Genomic DNA, 17510 nt, shown 5'->3' on the forward strand with positions numbered 1-17510 from the left:
TCGATTGAAGGTTTTGATGGGAAAAATCGAATCCATTGAAATGGTATCAGATCATCTATGAATAACCTGCACATGAAAACGGTATACGACGAGAGCGCATACCGTTCTATATTTGCGTTGATTAAATTCCATCTCCCCAGAGTTCATGAATGATTTTCCGGGTTTCTTCAAGTGTATAAGGTTCATAAAACAGACGATCATAAATCAGTAAATCCTGATGCAAGTGAAGCCCACTGTTGTCTCCGTCTAATGCACCACTTGTTCCGCTGTTTCCCACATAGCCGATGACAGTATCTTTGTCTACTGACATACCTGCCTCAATTTCTTCAGGTATCGAATCAAGATGGGCAAACCGGATCATAACACCATGGTCATACTGTACCCAGACCTGCTGTCCTCTTAAACGGTCAAGAATATACTCCGGTGTGAAACCGACCTCTGCCGCTTTTGCCAAATCTTCATTCCGCACATCGTGAGAAGCATAATCTTCAAAATCAATGTCTGCTCTGACAACCGTCCCATCTGCCTGAGCGAGAATAGGAGTATCCGTATTGATTACCACTTCAGTAGTATAATCATACCAGTCAATTCCTTCATGGTAACCATTGCGGTAATCACGCGGGGCTCCAGGAAGATGACTATCCACTGTACTGACAGAAGCATCCTCGATTGGCGACTGCAAAAATGACAAGTATTCGATTATATCCTTCACTGACATGTCGTCATGGTGAAACACTTCACGGGGATCCTCCCAGGATTCGGTTATTTCGATGTCCCATTGAATATCCACTGATTCGTCAGTTATTTCATACTCATGATCCAAAGCAGATTCAATAAATCCGACGGATACATATGCTTCTTCCTCGAAAAATTGAAATTCAAAATGCTCTTTAGGATGATGAATACCGTTGATTTGCAACACAGGCACTTCTTCGACTAAATAATAAAATCGGTTTTCCACCTGCAATTCTGCAGTTCGATGAATCTGATCAACATTCAGCTCACCATCCAATGCCTCAGCCAAATCCGAAAGTGCTAAAAAGTCTTCTTCACCATTATAGTCGTGTAAAGGAAGTGACATGCTTTCACCACTTTCCTCTTCTTCAACAGTATGATTGTTCTGATCGTTTTCAATTTGATCGGTATCATTTTGATCAGTCTCATTCGTGTCGTTCTTATGATTCTCATTTTGATTTCCCGGATCAATTGAAAGCTCGTTGTTTTCCTGATTCTCTGCCTGACATCCCGTAAATAATATGAAAGCTGCCAAAATCATCAAGTTGCTGTATCTCATTCATTCAGTCATCCTTTATTGATTTTATTTAATCGTGTCTGGATCCACAAATCCGTAGCCTTTTTCACGCAGCCCCTCTACAATGTCTTCAAGAGCTTCTTTCGTGAAATCGCGATCGTGCATGAGCAGGTTTGCTCCATCTCGAAGCAATTCTGTGTTCACCATGATATCAGCCAACGCATCTTTTTCCATATATTCTTCAAAGTAGTCATAACCGTATGTCCAATTCATCCATTGCATACCTTCATCTTCAACCACTTGTTTGCTGTAATCTGTATTCACACCAAAGGGAGCCCGGTAAAAACGCGGACGTTCACCAATGATTTCTTCGATCTTATCATTCAAGTCAACTATTTCATCATGTTGCTGCTCTTCAGAGATATTATTGAAATTGGGATGAGTCATAGAGTGATTTCCAATCTCAAAACCCAAATCATAAATTGCCTGAAGCTCTTCAGCACCTTCCTCACTGTTAATAAAATGCCCATTCACAAAAAAGATCGCAGGAACATCAAGTTCTTGGAGTATTTCTGCCATTTCAACGCCATGGTTATCTGGTGCATCATCAATCGTAAAGAGTACAACCTGTTCATCCGCATCATCAATCGGTCTGACAGTATGATCCGATTGCAATTCATAGAGAACTTCCAATTCTTCTGATTCAGCCTCTTCATGATTTTCTTCATTGTTTTGTTCATTGACTTCTTCATTGTCTTCTTCGTTATCATTTTCTTCGTTATTATTATTTGTCCCATTTTGATTCTGTGAAATATTTTCTTCAAGGGATTGATCATTACCATTTATATTTCCGTTTTCGCTCCCGTTTCCGTTATTCTCAGCACCGCAAGCTGAAATGATTAGCAATGCAGTAATTGATATACTCAGTTTTCTCATGTTCGGATCTCCTCTTAGTGGTTATAATTTTTAGGTGCATTAAGATTTTAACACAGATCAACTGATTAAGGGGAAGATAATTCCACCATAATTTCACAAATTTCAAATACCGAAAAAGGGCGCCTGCACGTCAATGCAAGCGCCTTGAATGATATTTATTTCGTTACATGAATAGGCATACCGAGAGCCAATTCCGCAGTCTCCATCGTGATTTCACCCAATGATGGATGGGCGTGGATGGTCAACGACAGATCTTCAGCAGTCATACCCGCCTCAATAGCAACACACGCTTCTGAGATCATGTCAGATGCATTATGTCCTGCTATTTGAACTCCGAGCACGAGCCCGTCTTCTTTGCGGGTGACCATCTTCATAAATCCTTCAGAGCTATTCAATGACAGCGCCCGACCATTCGCTTGGAAAGGGAATTTGGAGGCAATGACATCATATCCCTCATCTTTTGCTGCCTGTTCAGTCAGACCAACTTGTGCCAGTTCAGGACCAGAGAAAACAACTTCAGGAATGGCTGTATAATCAATCTCCGTCTTTTCACCGGATATTGCATCAGCTGCCACTTTTGCTTCGTAGGATGCTTTGTGAGCCAAAGCAGGCCCCTCAACAATATCTCCAATAGCATAGATGTTAGAGACGGACGTCCGGCACTGTTTGTCGATCTTGACAAGTCCTTTTTCTGTCAATTCAACGCCGGCCTGCTCGAGCCCAAGCTCATCCGTGTTCGGGCGACGTCCGACCGTAACAAGCAGGACATTCCCTTCAAAGGTTTCTTCTTTTCCTTTGACTTCGGCGGTGATTTTAACACCCGAATCAGTTTCTTCCATTTCCTGTGCAAAAGCTTCCGTCTTGATCTCGACACCCATGTTCTTCAACCGCTTGGAAACAAGCTGGCTCATCTGCTTTTCAAACCCAGGGAGGATCTGTTTCATCCCTTCAAGAATTGTCACTTCAGAGCCGAGATTGGCATAGGCCGAACCGAGTTCAATACCAATGTATCCTCCACCGATTACCACCATTTTATCCGGTACTTCTTTCAGACCAAGAGCTCCTGTGGAAGACATGACTTTATCACTCCATTTAAATTTCGGCAATTCAATGGGTGAGGATCCAGTTGCGACGATGCAATTTTCAAACTTGTACGTCTGAGAAGATTTTTCATCCATAATCTTGACGGTTGTATCATCAACAAAATAGGCTTCGCCTTTCACGATATCTACTTCATTGCCTTTGAGAAGTCCTTCCACACCGCCAGTTAATTTTTCGACAACGGACTGCTTCCACTGCTGAACTTTAGAGAAGTCCAGGTTGACTTTCTCTACTGAAATGCCCATATCATCAGAATTACCGGCATCATGATAACGATGTCCTGCTTCGATGAGGGCCTTGGATGGAATGCACCCAACATTCAAGCACACACCACCCATTTGCTCTTTCTCAACAATTGTCACTTTCTGTCCAAGCTGTGCGGCGCGAATGGCTGCCACATAACCTCCAGGACCTGATCCGATGACCAGTGTATCCACTTCAATTGGAAAATCTCCTACTACCATGGTTTATCCCTCCATCATGAGTAATTGCGGATCGTTCAAGAGTCGTTTAATGTGATTCATGGCATATTGAGCTGTTGCACCATCAATAACGCGGTGATCAAAGCTGAGTGACAGAGCCAATACCGGAGCCACAACAATTTCACCATCTTTGACAATCGGCTTCTCAGAAATTCTTCCAAGCCCAAGAATCGCTACTTCCGGATGATTGATGACCGGATTAAACCATTGCCCGCCGGCAGAACCGATATTGGTAATCGTAGTGGAACCACCTTTCATTTCAGCAGATGACAATGCACCGTCTCTCGCTTTCACAGCCAGCTGATTGACTTCATCTGAGATATTGAAAATCGATTTACGCTCCGTATCTTTCACAACCGGAACCATCAATCCTTTTTCTGTATCCGCAGCAATTCCGATGTTGAAATAATGTTTGTAAACAATCTCATCCGTAGAATCGTCCACAGATGCATTCAGGATCGGATATTCCCGAATCGCAGATGTCAGTGCTTTCACCACGTATGGCAGATAAGTCAGTTTGATTCCCTTTTCCTGGGCTGCTGCTTTGAACTGTTTGCGATGTGTTACCAGATCAGTCACATCCACTTCGTCCATTAATGTCACATGTGGTGCAGTATGCTTAGAGTTCACCATAGCTTTAGAAATAGCGCGGCGGATCCCGGACATCTTTTCCCGGGTCTCCAGTGCTTCATTTGCCGGTTCATAAGCTGATACGGCTTTCTTTTCTGAGGAAGCCGTTTCTTTTGTTTTTTCCGGCTTGCTTTCTTCAGCAGGTGTTTCTTTGACAGGCTCTTCCTGATCACCTTTGAGGAATGCATCCACATCTTCCTTGATGATACGGCCATTTTTACCAGAACCTTTGATCTTCTGGATGTCCACACTTTCCTCACGGGCGTACTTACGTACGGAAGGCATGGCAATGACCCGCCTTGATTCGTCGGGTGCCGCTTCTTTGTCTTTTGAAGTAGAAGGTTGAGCTTCACTTTCGCCTGCATCTGCAGAGGGTTCGTCTTCGTCACTTCCGTGTGCACCTTCAGGCTGTTCAGCATCTGTTTCAAAGGTGATGATGACGTCGCCTACATTGATTACAACACCTTCTTCGACATGAATCTTATAGACTTTACCATCCACCGGTGACGGGATTTCAACAACTGCTTTGTCGTTTTGAACTTCACAGAGGACGTCGTCTTCTTTCACTTCATCGCCAGCTGTAACATGCCACTTGGATACTTCACCTTCATGAACACCTTCACCGATATCCGGCAGTTTAAATTCATAGGCGCCGGACGTTTTTTTGTTTCCGGATTGATCCGGTTTCTTTTCTGAAGCCGGGGCTTCATCTTCATCATCTGATTCATGGGCTTCTGGCGGCTGTTCAGCGTCTGTTTCGAAAGACACAATCACAGTGCCAACTTCTGTTACAACGCCTTCTTCCACATGAATTTCTGCTACCTTTCCATCGACTGGTGATGGAATTTCAACCACTGCTTTATCATTTTGCACTTCACACAATACATCATCTTCTTTCACTTCATCGCCAACGCTCACATGCCATTTGGCGATTTCACCTTCATGGATACCTTCCCCGATATCCGGAAGTTTGAACTCATAAGCCATGATTCATGCCTCCAATGTCTTTTTTATTCATTCTTTTCTGCCTTCACTGTCATGCAGGAAAGAACGAAGGGAGCCCTCCGTTCCTTCACTGTCTTGAAACTTTAGAAATTGATTACGCCATTAGCAGCTTCAATGATATCTTTATGATTTGGAAGCCAGGTATCTTCCGCTGAGGCAAATGGAAATACAGTGTCAGGAGCAGTGACACGTTTTACAGGAGCCTCTAAACTTAAAATGGCACGGTCATTAATTTCAGCAACAATATTCGCGGCGATCCCAGCCTTCTTTTGAGCTTCCTGTACAACGACTGCGCGATTTGTCTTTTCGACAGACGCAACAATAGTCTCTACATCGAGAGGACTGATGGTGCGCAGATCAATAACTTCTGCAGATACACCCTCTTTTTCCAATTGTTCAGCTGCTTTCATAGATGCTTGCACCATCGCACCATATGCAATGATCGTTACATCGTTCCCCTCTTTTTTAACATTGGCCTTACCAAGAGGCAATGAATAGTCTTCTTCCGGTACTTCTTCACGAAATGACCGATACAGTTTCATATGTTCAAGAAAGACAACTGGATCATTGTCCCTGATTGCTGAAATCAAGAGTCCTTTTGCATCGTATGGACCTGAAGGAATGACCACTTTTATTCCAGGAGCCTGTGCCAGGAGTCCTTCGAGACTGTCTGCGTGAAGTTCCGGTGTTTTTACACCACCACCAAACGGTGAACGGATCGTTACTGGTGAGTTGTATACGCCACCTGAACGGTAACGCATTCGTGCCATTTGAGCGACGATGGCATCGAATGTTTCAAACACAAAACCAAAAAACTGAATCTCCATCACCGGTCGGTATCCAGTCACTCCCAAGCCCGCTGCAAGTCCGCCAATTCCTGACTCTGCGAGTGGCGTGTCGAACACACGATCTTCACCAAACTCTTTCTGCAAGCCTTCCGTTGCCCGGAATACTCCGCCGTTTTGTCCCACATCTTCACCAAATACGAGTACTTTTTCATTTTCTTTTAATTCATTACGCATGCCATCAGTGATGGCTTGGATCATCGTCATTTGTGCCATGGCTTACTTCGACTCCTTTGCTTCGTAATGTTCAAGTTGTTCCTGAAGATTATGAGGGAGTTCCTCGCCCATAATTTTGATCAGATCGGATACTTTTTGTTTTGGTTCATTATCTGCTTCTTTGATTGCTTTTTTAATATCTTCTTTCGCTTGTTCCACAATTTTTTCTTCCTCTTCTTCTGTCCATAAATTCTTTTCTTCGAGGAACTTTCTGAAGCGAACCAGTGGGTCTTTCTTCTCCCACTCGCTGTCCTCTTCAGAAGTGCGGTATCTTGTCGGATCATCACCAGCCATGGTATGAGGACCATATCGATAGGTGAGGGCTTCAATCAGTGTTGGCCCATTGCCTTCCAGGCCACGTTTTCTCGCTTCTTGCGTGACTGCAAGTACTGCCAGGATATCCATCCCATCAACCTGAACTCCGTGTATGCCTGCCGCCACTGCTTTTTGAGCAATTGTTTTCGCGGCGGATTGTTTTTCAACCGGGACAGAGATTGCGAAACGGTTATTTTGCACCATGAAGATTGCAGGAGAATTAAAGGCACCTGCAAAATTCATGCCCTCGTAGAAGTCCCCCTGTGATGCACCACCGTCGCCTGTATATGTCATGGCAACAGCGTCTTCATTATTTTTCTTCAGACCCATTGCCACTCCAGCTGTCTGAACAATTTGGGCACCGATAATGATTTGTGGCATCATCACTCTGACGCCTTCAGGCATCTGCCCACCTGCAAAATGACCACGTGACCATAGAAATGCCTGTTTTAATGGAACGCCGTGATAATGAATTTGCGGGATATCACGATACCCGGGTAAAATCCAGTCCTGCTTTTCCAAAGCATATTGGGAGCCGATCATAGAAGCTTCCTGCCCTGCAACCGGCGCATAGAAACCTAGTCTCCCTTGACGATTCAATGATATAGCGCGCTGATCCCAGATTCTTGTATAAACCATCCTGGTCATCAGTTCTTTTAAGTCTTCATCAGAGATATCTGGCATTGCCTCTTTGTTAACTATTTTTCCGTTCTCATCGAGAATCTGAAACGTTTTAAACTGATCTTCGACCTGTTGAAGTTCCTTTGTTTTTTCCATATTACCTTTCACCTCATCCTTTCAAATCATTTATACTGGCTATCTATTCAACCTGGTTGTATTTTTTCGCCATTTACAGGTACGCTATTCCCTTTTTGAATAGAAATAATCATAATTCTCCTGACAGGCTGTTTCACAATAATAAAGATATAAAATAATACAACCTTGATTTCAAACTTGATTTTACACGAAGTGATTTTCGATTGTCAACGATAATAAGCCTAGATGAAATAACTTCTCACCACGATTGCATTGTTAAATGACGCACAAGCAAAAACAAACTGTTATATCATTATTTATGATCTGTTATATAAAAATGCAAATAAAAACCCCGCTTAAAAATGCAGGGTTCAAATCGACTATCATTCATAAAAGCATCAAATTTTCGCTGAAATCATGATCTCCTCTTTGTCATCAAGTTGTGCGACAAGACGAAGCTGATCTTTTGTAATCATTTTTCCTGCTTGACCTATTCGTAAATAGACATCAGCAAAAGCTTCGTCAATATAAATCTTTCCTGTTTCTGAAGTTTCAACAATCGTTTTTACTCCTGTTGGGGTTCCTGCAGTTTGAATGACAACTTTTTCACCGCCATAGAGCGTTCCACCAATCAGCCTTCCTTGAACGTCCACTGATTCATCCGCATAAATTGAAGAATGTACAGCTCCCTTGCCGGTGATGTCGATGCTTCCACTTGAGTATATTTGTGAATTCAATGTATATGACAATGAGATATTCGCATTGGACTCCCCTGGACTTTCACTGATTTCCTGGATGATCAGCGCTTTTTGAAAAATCTCCTGAAGAATGTCCATCGTCAATCTCTCAGGTCGCTGGGCGATTGAAATATACACTTTTAATAAATCTCTGAATTCCAGCCACGTCTTGTCCAAAAAATCTTCTTCTTGATCGATAAACGCAATCACCGCTTCAGTTCTGTCAGGGAATTTCTGAAATTTCCGATCTGCAAGCACGCGCCATACCGGGCGTAATCCTTTCGATCCATCATATACTTGCCCGATTTGGCCTGAGTCGAACAATTGCTTCATTGCACTGATCATGAGCCTGAACTCCTGATTAAATGTGGATAGTTTACGCAGAGCCTCGTGATATATTCTTTTGTTTTTTCCGGAACTGATGGTTGAATTGATCGCATTTTTCAGCACAACGACATCATTTCCAGCATGGATGACGGCACTCATAACATTTTTGTGAATATAGATTCCGCCTTCTGCTGCGACTCGCATCCCTTCATAAACATCTCCTGTCACTTCAACATCACCAATAAAGGAAATGTTTCCGTGCTTGACCAATAGATCACCGTTATGCGTATGTATAGGTAATATTGAAATATGAGCAGAGAGACCGGCCCGCTTCACGACAGGCCTTCCGAAAGAGCGGCTGATGATGCTTTTGGTTGATTCATCATATTCGAGCCCGGAACCAACTTTCACCTCCACCGATTTTCCTTCTCTCGCTTTCAAATGATCGCCAAAAACAGAGAAGCCATCCTTCCCCTCTTCTGGTGGCACTACTTTTCCGAGGACATCTCCATCTTGGACACTGGGGATATAACTGGATTCGCGAAAATCAAGAGTTCCATCCGCTTTCTCCCGATACAGCAAGTGTTTACGCTCAATTTCAATATTAAATTCCAGTTCGCCATGCTTACCATCTACTGGAAGCTTCCCTTCCGCAACCACCAACGTCTCTTCTTCTAGTGTTTGACTAGCCTGACTGATCGCGTGTTCAATAATGGTGTCGGAGTGTACTTTCATATGTTCCAACTGTTTCAGAACACTTTCGACTGTCAATTGATTTTGTTTTTGGGTTTTCCATCCATAATCTAAATGTAATTCCTGCGCAGGCGGCAAATCGAGCAAATATGGAATACTGATCTGGCCTGGACGCACAAATAATTTAATCTGTTGCAACTCCTGGTCCACAGTCAATGACCAGAATGTTTCATGAATACTATTTTCTGCCTCAAAAGCGACCAGATCATTATCATTTATCTTGAATTTCTCTGTAACCGGTTCACCATTCCGAAATACTTTTCCCACGTTTCCCGGAACAATCACAGGTTTCGCCGAAGATCCCGATTCGTAAAACAGTGTACCATCTTTAACCCAGGCTTTACCGATCAGACTTTTTGTATGAAGTTCTTCGACAGGACCTGTCAAGTCTTGCTTATAATCCGGTAATTCATAATTCTCCATCATATCCAAAACGACATCTTCCCAATTCGTCTCTTCAGGCACTTCTTCGTATTTTGTGGCACTGATTTTTGCAGGAGTGTTTTTAAAACCGAACAGCTTCTTCCCACCGGATTCCAAAACCTCAATGTCTAATTGATTACTGGTTAGTTGAAAGGATTTTTCTGCTTTTTCAATCGCCTTTTCAACGGATTCTGCTTCAAAAAAACGGGTTTGAGTCATACTCATTCCTCCTGCCTGGTTCTTGAAGAACATACTTTACTCCAATACATATCCAGATGTTTTCATTTCACAATCAGTTTACCATTTATTCGTATCTACAGGAATATATTTCTGAGATCTCAAACCCGGTCCACAATTTCAAAAAAATTCCGGACAGCCTTCATATGAGCTGTCCGGAAAATGAAATATCAGTTAGTTTATTCAAATTGAACATTCAAGCCTGCTGCCTCGTAAAAATTCATTTTCTCATCATTGTAGTCTCTGGTCAGTTCATTGAAGGTATCATTCAAACTGCTGATCTCTTCATAAGATTCATTGACGCTATCATGTTGCTCTTCTAGTGTTTCAATTTCAACATCTTCATCTTTCATCATGTTGTATAACTCAATATCCATTTCAACAGAGCTTAAGTAGGCTTCATGTAACTGCTGATAATGATCATAACGGTCATCCATAGCAGACATCGCATCTTCTGCATACGGAACTACCTCTTCATCAAGCTCATCGATATAGTCCCTTGCTTCGTTGAATTCTGCATAGGACCGTTCCATAATGTCCATTTCCTGATCCATCATGCTTCGTCTTTCTTCTGCAGAAGCAATTGCTTGATCAGCGATTGGTTCGATTTCTTCAATTTCAGAAATCTCCAGCATTTCCTCATACATAGCTAATTCTTCTTGCTCCATGGATTGAAGAGGTTCCTGAATATCCGCCATCTCCATTTCAATGGCTACAGATTCCTCCATATGATCATACATATACTCGGCATGATTCTCATCATTACACCCTGTCAAAATTCCAACAGCACTCGCTGCCAGTACTACACTGACTATTCTTTTCAAACTTTTCCCCTCCTGCATCATCACGCTCTTTCGTTCATTATTAAATTTACCTTAAATTCGCAACTTTTACAAGAAAAAATATTGTTCCTTCACACTTGAGAAGGTCTTATCTTCCCGGTATGATGGAAAGAGAGAGTTTTGGTGATGAATAAGGAGCTGATCAGCATGCTGACAATGGAAGATATCGTTAGAGAGGGGCATCCGTTACTGCGGAAAGTCGCAGAGGAAGTTACCCTTCCCCTCAGCGAGGAAGACCAGTCAATACTGAAAGACATGATCGAGTTTTTAAGAAATGGCCAGAACCCTGAGGTAGCTGAAGAGTATGGCCTTCGACCTGGTGTTGGACTCGCTGCCCCACAGATAAATGTTTCAAAAAGAATATTTGTCGTTCGGACAACCGATAGCCAGGATGAATTGGTTGAGCAAGCGTTTGTGAACCCAAAAATTATCAGCCATTCGCAGGAAACGACGTTCCTCAGTGACGGTGAAGGTTGCCTTTCTGTGGATCGATCCATTGATGGAACAGTGCCACGCTATGCACGCGTAAAAATCGAAGCCTACGACGAAACAGGCAAAAAATTCACAAAACGCTTAAGGGGATTTTTATCCATCGTGTTCCAACATGAATTGGATCATTTAAACGGTATCATGTTTTATGATCGGATCGATGAAGATGACCCTTTGAAAAAAGAAGTACCTGCATCGCTTAAAGTGACAAGAGCAAGCAGTGAGACTCCCCTTTCCTTTTAGGAAAAGCGGGGGTTTCAATTGTTTCTTGTTCAAAATCACTTCGATTCTGAACCCCTCATTTTCTCTTTCTGTAAAATGGATAAAACAATTATCTTGAATTGAATGCTCACAAGGTTTAAAATGTGAAAAGGTGCATTGAACGGTTAATTGAAATTTCCTTGGAAAAGCCGGTTTTTCAAAATCACGACCCGACAGTTTGGATTTCCGTTCCAGGGCAGTGTTCAGAACGCTTCAAATTGAGCAAATGAAGCGTTGTTGAAGTATGTTCAAATTTCCAGCCATGAAATCTTTACGATAATCAAAAGTATATAACCACTAAAAGGAGAGAAAAACATGATTTTTAAAGTATTCTACCAGGAATCGATTTTAGAAGTTCCTGTAAGAGAGCGAACTCAAACCCTCTACATGGAAGCAAACACAGAAGAAGAAGTACGGAAGTCCCTAGCTGATCGTGGCTACAATGTCGAATTCGTGACCCCGCTTTCCGACAAAGCATTAAGCTATGACAAAACAAATGATCCAGATTTTAAATTGGAGCAGGCCTGATCATGAAAGTTAAAAATCATCAGGTTGCCCTCTTCTCTCTCGGGGGTCTTGGAGAGATTGGGAAAAATATGTACGCTGTTCAGTTTCAAGACGAAATTATCATCATTGATTCAGGCATTAAATTTCCCGAAGATGAACTGCTGGGGATCGATTATGTCATACCTGATTACACCTACTTAATTAAAAATCAGGATAAGGTCAGGGCGATCTTTATTACCCATGGTCATGAAGACCACATCGGCGGTGTTCCTTATCTTTTGAGAGAGATCAATGCACCGATTTATGGCGGGAAACTTGCGCTGGCTCTCATTCGCAACAAACTGGAAGAGCATGGTCTCCTTCGCAATGCTGAATTAAATGAGATTGACGAAGATAGTGTAATCAAATTCCAGAAAACTGCCGTTTCTTTTTTCCGTACGACCCACAGTATTCCTGATTCATTCGGTGTGGTTGTTAAAACACCCGAAGGAAATATCGTTCAAACCGGTGATTTCAAATTTGATTTCACCCCCGTCGGGGAACCCGCCAACCTTGCAAAAATGGCGAAGATCGGTGAGGAAGGCGTACTTTGTCTTCTGTCTGATTCAACCAACAGCGAGGTTCCTGGTTTTACGATGTCTGAACGGAAAGTCGGCGCAAGCATCGATTCGATTTTCAGAAAAGTAGATGGCCGAATCATTTTTGCAACCTTTGCTTCAAATATCTACCGGCTCCAGCAAGCTGTCGAGGCTGCTGTAAAATACAACCGTAAAGTTGCTGTATTTGGACGAAGTATGGAGTCTGCAATTCGAATCGGTCGTGAACTGGGTTATATTAAAGCCCCTGAAAGTACCTTCATCGAACATGGGCAAATTAACCGGATTCCCGCAGATCAGGTATTGATCCTCTGCACGGGGAGTCAGGGAGAACCTATGGCTGCACTATCAAGAATTGCTCATGGAACTCACCGTCAGATTCAAATCATTCCTGGCGATACCGTTATCTTTTCGAGTTCTCCGATACCGGGTAATACAAAAAGCGTGAATAAAATCATCAACCAGCTCTTCAAAGCCGGTGCAGAGGTCATTCACGGATCACTGAATGATATTCACACCTCCGGACACGGTGGGCAAGAAGAACAAAAACTCATGCTCAGGTTAATGCGACCTAAGTTCTTTATGCCAATACACGGTGAATACCGGATGCTCAAGAAGCATACAGAACTTGCCAAAGACTGTGGTGTGCCAATTGAAAATTCATTCGTTATGGATATCGGTGACGTACTTGCTATGGATAAAAATGAAGCATCTCTCGCAGGACGAATCCCGTCTGGTTCAATTTACGTAGACGGCAGTGGGATTGGCGACATTGGAAACATCGTTCTTCGCGACCGTAGAATTCTTTCTGAAGAGGGACTCGTAGTCGTGGTACTTACCTTGAATACAAAGAAGCGTAAAATTGTATCCGGTCCGGATATCATTTCTCGAGGATTTGTTTACATGCGGGAATCAGGCGATCTCATCCATGAAGGACAACGTAAGTTAAACCATCACTTACACAAACTCATGAAAGAAAATACCACTAAGTGGGCAGATATTAAAAACGAAGTCTCAGATACACTTGGGCCATTCCTCTATGAACGAACCAAACGTAAGCCAATGATCTTACCGATCATCATGGAAGTCGAAAAATAAGCACGGAAAAAGGCGCTGATTTCTTGGAATCAGCGCCTTTTGTTGGTTTTAAATACTTATGATACTTCTTAAGAATCCGGAAATAGTTCTTCTTCCATACGCGTAATATCCTCATCTGCCCCGATGACGATGATGATATCACCATCGTAGAGAATGTCTTTTGGAGCCGGAGAAACGTTTACTTCTTCCCCACGCTTGATTGCCATTACGTTACACTCGTAAATCGCACGCAAATCCAAGTCGATCAAAGATCTTCCATCTACTTTCATACCGGCAACAAGTTCCACAATACTGTATTCATCCGATAATTCAAGATAATCAAGAACATTTTTGGATACGATATTATGTGCAATTCTGATCCCCATATCTCGCTCCGGATGCACCACTTTATGCGCTCCGATCTTCAGTAATACTTTTTCATGATAGTCATTTTGTGCTTTAACAGTGATATGGTTCACGCCCTGTTCAACAAGCATCAACGTTGTAAGAATACTCGACTGAATATTATCACCAATAGCGACGACAACATGGTCAAAATTACGAATGCCCAGGCTCTTCAAGGTGTTTTCTTCGGTGGCATCTGCTACCACAGCATGTGTTGCTATCGAAGCAAATTGATTTACTTTCTCTTCATTGACATCAATAGCAAGCACTTCAAATCCTTCCCGGCTCAAAGCTTTTGTAATACTTGAACCAAATCGTCCCAGGCCAATGACTGCAAATTGTTTCTTCATTATTCATTCCTCCAACACAATCGATCGATACTTAATTTTACCACAATCAATCTTCTATAGCTGTAGCTTAATGTTTAAATTATACTTCATTTGTGGTATTGTCATGTATGTTATTAATTGAATAAGCAAGTGCAATTCAAAGGAGGAGTCGTACATATGGAATTTTTCAATGAGATTAACTGGGGCGATTTAGGCACCAAAGCCTTAACGATTTCCATGCAGTTAATTTTACTGTTACTGGTATTCGCAGCTGTCAGGGGAGCCGGTAAGAAGCTGATTGGCAGAAGCTTTGCGAAAATGAGCGAAACGAGAAACATTCATGAAGGAAGAACAAAAACACTCGAAAAGTTATCTGTAAACATTTTTTCTTATATCCTGATCTTTATTTTGATCACATTGATAGCAGGTGTCTTTGAATACAATGTCTCTGCCTTGATTGCCGGAGCTGGTATCGTTGGACTGGCCATTGGTTTTGGGGCTCAAGGATTAGTGAGTGACGTTGTTACCGGTTTTTTCATTTTGCTTGAGAAACAAATCGAAGTGGATGAATACATTTCAGTATCCGGACTTGACGGCATAGTGGAAGAAGTGGGCCTTCGAACAACTCAGATCAGGGGCTTCGATGGAACCGTCCATTATATTCCTAACCGGAACATCGGCAATGTATCCAACCATTCCCGTTCAAATATGCGTGCACTTGTCGATATGAGCATCGCGTATGATGAAAATATTGATGAAGCAATCAGCATTATGCAAAAAGCCTGTGATCAGGTTGCGAGCGATGAGCCGGCTGTACTGGATGGACCTCACGTCGTCGGTGTGCAGGGACTCGGGGACAGTGATGTAGTGATTCGCATTATCGCTCAGACAGCAAATATGGAACAATGGGGCGTCGAAAGAAAACTCCGTAAAGCCATGAAAGAAGCCCTCGATGCGAACAACATTGAAATCCCTTTTCCGCATCAGGTATATATCCAGAAAAACGAAAAATAAAGCATACGTAAAGCCGAACCATAAACAATCATGGTTCGGCTTTTTTCATTGGAATACATTTTTAGATCACTCATGCTCGTCCCTGAAAAGGATCCACTCTGTGAATACATTGACGCCTGTCTCAAGCGCAGTTTCATTTGGGTTTAAGGTCGGTGTATGAAGGCCAGTTAAACTATCCACACCCAACCAGCACATCATTCCAGGAATGTCCCGAAGAAAATACCCGAAATCCTCACCTGTCATTGCAATATCCGCTTCATGCAGTTTAGCGGTTCGCTGGTCCTGAATGTGCCGCATGAATTCAGATGTTAAAGGGTCATTGTTATATACCTGACAATAATTTGATCCGTAATCCAATGAAGCTGTACACCTGAATGAAGCTTCAATACCCGCCATGATCCCTTCGATCCGGGATTTAATATCATTCATCGTCTCGTCTGACAATGTACGAATCGTCCCTTCAATACGGGCAGAATCTGCAATAATATTTTGTTTGGTTCCTGCTGTCATCTTGCCGATGGTTACGACAGCTGAGTCCAATGGAGCAACATTCCGGGCGACGATCGATTGAAGCTGAGTAACGAAATGACTTGCGGCTACTGCCATATCCTCTGTCAGATGCGGGTATGCTGCGTGGCCCCCTGTTCCTTTCAGGTCGATAAACAATTCACTGGTATTCGCAAATAGTGTACCTGGTTTCGTTGATACCACTCCCGTTTCCAGTTCCGGCGCGATATGCAAACTGTAAATTTCATCAGGTCTGAACGGTTTGAATTCTTCCGATTTCAAGATGGGCAGCGCACCTCCCGGCCCTTCTTCAGCTGGTTGAAAAATCACAACGACATCATTTTTCAGATTGTGCGTCAAAAGTTTCGCAATTAAACCAAGGGCAATGGTCATGTGAAAATCATGTCCGCATGCATGCATCATCTCTTCGTGAGTCGATGCAAATGATAACCCCGTTTCTTCCTTCATCGGTAATCCATCAATATCCGCCCGGTAGCCAATTGTTTTTTCAGGATTAGATCCTGGGATTTTGACAAAAAGACCGGATTCCCATCGTTTGATTTCCAGTTTATTGGTCAAGTCCATTTGACTCAGTTCAGATAAAATCATGTTTTGCGTTTTGAATTCATGAAAACCCGGCTCTGGAATCTGATGGAGCGCCCGGCGTATAGCCACCAGGCGCTCAAAAGTCATTTTATAAGTCATTCTTCATCTTTCAACTTTCTTAATTCAGCTTTAATTTCCGTCTTACCTCTTGTCTGATCGTCGATTTCTTTAATTACTCGGGCCGGTGTTCCGGCGACAACAGTGTTTGGAGGTACATCTTCTGTTACAATCGCACCTGCAGCAACAACTGCTCCTTTTCCAACGCGGACACCCTCGAGAACAACTGCATTGGCTCCAACAACAACCCCGTCTTCGACTACAACAGGATCAGCTGAAGGCGGTTCGATTACACCTGCAAGGACAGCACCTGCCCCAATATGGCAGTTCTTCCCTACTGTCGCTCTTCCGCCGAGAACAGCATTCATATCAATCATTGTGCCGTCTCCCACAACAGAACCGATATTAATCGCAGCGCCCATCATGATTACTGCTGAATCACCAATATGAACCTGTTCACGAATCAGTGCACCCGGTTCAATGCGCGCACGGATATTTTTCATATCGAGAAGCGGTATCGCTGAGTTTCGTCGATCATTTTCAACGAAATAATCTTCAATCTTCTGCTCATTTTCATTCAGCACCTGCTCGATGACTTTCCACTCGCCAAACAGCACACCGGTGTTGCCTGAAATAAAGGACTTAGTATCAGATCCGAAATCCACTCCTTCCAGATCTCCTTTGATATGTACTTTAACAGGTGTTGATTTCTCGGCATCCGAGATGAACTGAATAATTTCATTTGCATCCATTTGTTTCATGTTGAACATCACCTTCCAAATCAGTATTGTATTCCACTTAATCA

Annotated in this window: 15 protein-coding genes; 4 read left to right on the forward strand and 11 right to left on the reverse strand. The window is 42.7% G+C overall.

What is annotated here, in order from left to right:
• Nucleotides 1-121 precede the first annotated feature (121 nt).
• From BBEV_RS09810 to BBEV_RS09845, 8 genes are all read right to left on the reverse strand, one after another.
• Nucleotides 122-1294 (reverse strand): M23 family metallopeptidase, encoded by a 1173-nt coding sequence (locus BBEV_RS09810; RefSeq protein WP_084007332.1) that lies wholly within the window; start codon nt 1292-1294, stop codon nt 122-124.
• Nucleotides 1295-1318: 24 nt separating this feature from the next.
• Entirely contained in the window at nt 1319-2188 is an 870-nt protein-coding gene (locus BBEV_RS09815; RefSeq protein WP_069365313.1) for a polysaccharide deacetylase family protein, read from the reverse strand.
• A 155-nt stretch (nt 2189-2343) separates the two neighbouring features.
• On the reverse strand, nt 2344-3753 hold the full coding sequence (gene lpdA / locus BBEV_RS09820; protein WP_069365314.1) for a dihydrolipoyl dehydrogenase: 1410 nt from the start codon (nt 3751-3753) through the stop codon (nt 2344-2346).
• Nucleotides 3754-3756: 3 nt separating this feature from the next.
• Entirely contained in the window at nt 3757-5388 is a 1632-nt protein-coding gene (locus BBEV_RS09825) for a dihydrolipoyllysine-residue acetyltransferase (RefSeq protein ID WP_069365315.1), read from the reverse strand.
• Between the two features lie 101 nt (nt 5389-5489).
• Complete coding sequence (locus BBEV_RS09830; RefSeq protein ID WP_069365316.1) at nt 5490-6467, reverse strand: alpha-ketoacid dehydrogenase subunit beta; 978 nt, start codon at nt 6465-6467, stop codon at nt 5490-5492.
• 3 nt (nt 6468-6470) lie between these two features.
• Nucleotides 6471-7559, reverse strand: a complete 1089-nt coding sequence (gene pdhA / locus BBEV_RS09835; protein WP_069365317.1) for a pyruvate dehydrogenase (acetyl-transferring) E1 component subunit alpha — start codon at nt 7557-7559, stop codon at nt 6471-6473.
• A gap of 377 nt (nt 7560-7936) precedes the next feature.
• Nucleotides 7937-9997 carry a flagellar assembly protein A gene (locus BBEV_RS09840; protein WP_069365318.1) on the reverse strand — a complete coding sequence of 687 codons (2061 nt, stop codon included), beginning with the start codon at nt 9995-9997 and terminating at the stop codon, nt 7937-7939.
• Nucleotides 9998-10194: 197 nt separating this feature from the next.
• Nucleotides 10195-10839, reverse strand: a complete 645-nt coding sequence (locus BBEV_RS09845) for a YkyA family protein (protein WP_069365319.1) — start codon at nt 10837-10839, stop codon at nt 10195-10197.
• Between the two features lie 165 nt (nt 10840-11004).
• On the opposite strand from BBEV_RS09845, the gene def reads away from it, so the two are divergent.
• The 3 genes from def to rnjA all read left to right on the forward strand — a co-directional run bounded on the left by def (nt 11005) and on the right by rnjA (nt 13808).
• Nucleotides 11005-11589, forward strand: coding sequence for a peptide deformylase (def, locus tag BBEV_RS09850; protein WP_069366698.1), 585 nt, complete (start codon nt 11005-11007; stop codon nt 11587-11589).
• A gap of 333 nt (nt 11590-11922) precedes the next feature.
• Nucleotides 11923-12135 carry a DNA-dependent RNA polymerase subunit epsilon gene (locus BBEV_RS09855; RefSeq protein ID WP_069365320.1) on the forward strand — a complete coding sequence of 71 codons (213 nt, stop codon included), beginning with the start codon at nt 11923-11925 and terminating at the stop codon, nt 12133-12135.
• A gap of 2 nt (nt 12136-12137) precedes the next feature.
• A complete protein-coding gene (gene rnjA / locus BBEV_RS09860; RefSeq protein WP_069365321.1) occupies nt 12138-13808 on the forward strand; it encodes a ribonuclease J1 in 1671 nt (556 codons plus the stop codon).
• A 68-nt stretch (nt 13809-13876) separates the two neighbouring features.
• On the opposite strand, the gene BBEV_RS09865 is transcribed toward rnjA, so the two are convergent.
• Nucleotides 13877-14542 (reverse strand): potassium channel family protein, encoded by a 666-nt coding sequence (locus BBEV_RS09865; protein WP_069365322.1) that lies wholly within the window; start codon nt 14540-14542, stop codon nt 13877-13879.
• A 156-nt stretch (nt 14543-14698) separates the two neighbouring features.
• Here BBEV_RS09865 and BBEV_RS09870 point away from each other — a divergent pair, with 156 nt between their 5' ends.
• Nucleotides 14699-15535 (forward strand): mechanosensitive ion channel family protein, encoded by an 837-nt coding sequence (locus BBEV_RS09870; RefSeq protein WP_069365323.1) that lies wholly within the window; start codon nt 14699-14701, stop codon nt 15533-15535.
• Nucleotides 15536-15601: 66 nt separating this feature from the next.
• Here BBEV_RS09870 and BBEV_RS09875 read toward each other — a convergent pair whose 3' ends face one another.
• Together BBEV_RS09875 and dapD are read right to left on the reverse strand one after the other, a co-directional pair.
• Entirely contained in the window at nt 15602-16735 is a 1134-nt protein-coding gene (locus tag BBEV_RS09875) for an N-acetyldiaminopimelate deacetylase (RefSeq protein ID WP_069366699.1), read from the reverse strand.
• Nucleotides 16736-16743: 8 nt separating this feature from the next.
• Entirely contained in the window at nt 16744-17466 is a 723-nt protein-coding gene (dapD, locus tag BBEV_RS09880) for a 2,3,4,5-tetrahydropyridine-2,6-dicarboxylate N-acetyltransferase (protein WP_069365324.1), read from the reverse strand.
• Nucleotides 17467-17510: the final 44 nt, after the last annotated feature.

Origin of the sequence: Salisediminibacterium beveridgei (assembly GCF_001721685.1) — a bacterium.
GTDB classification, from domain to species: domain Bacteria; phylum Bacillota; class Bacilli; order Bacillales; family Salisediminibacteriaceae; genus Salisediminibacterium; species Salisediminibacterium beveridgei.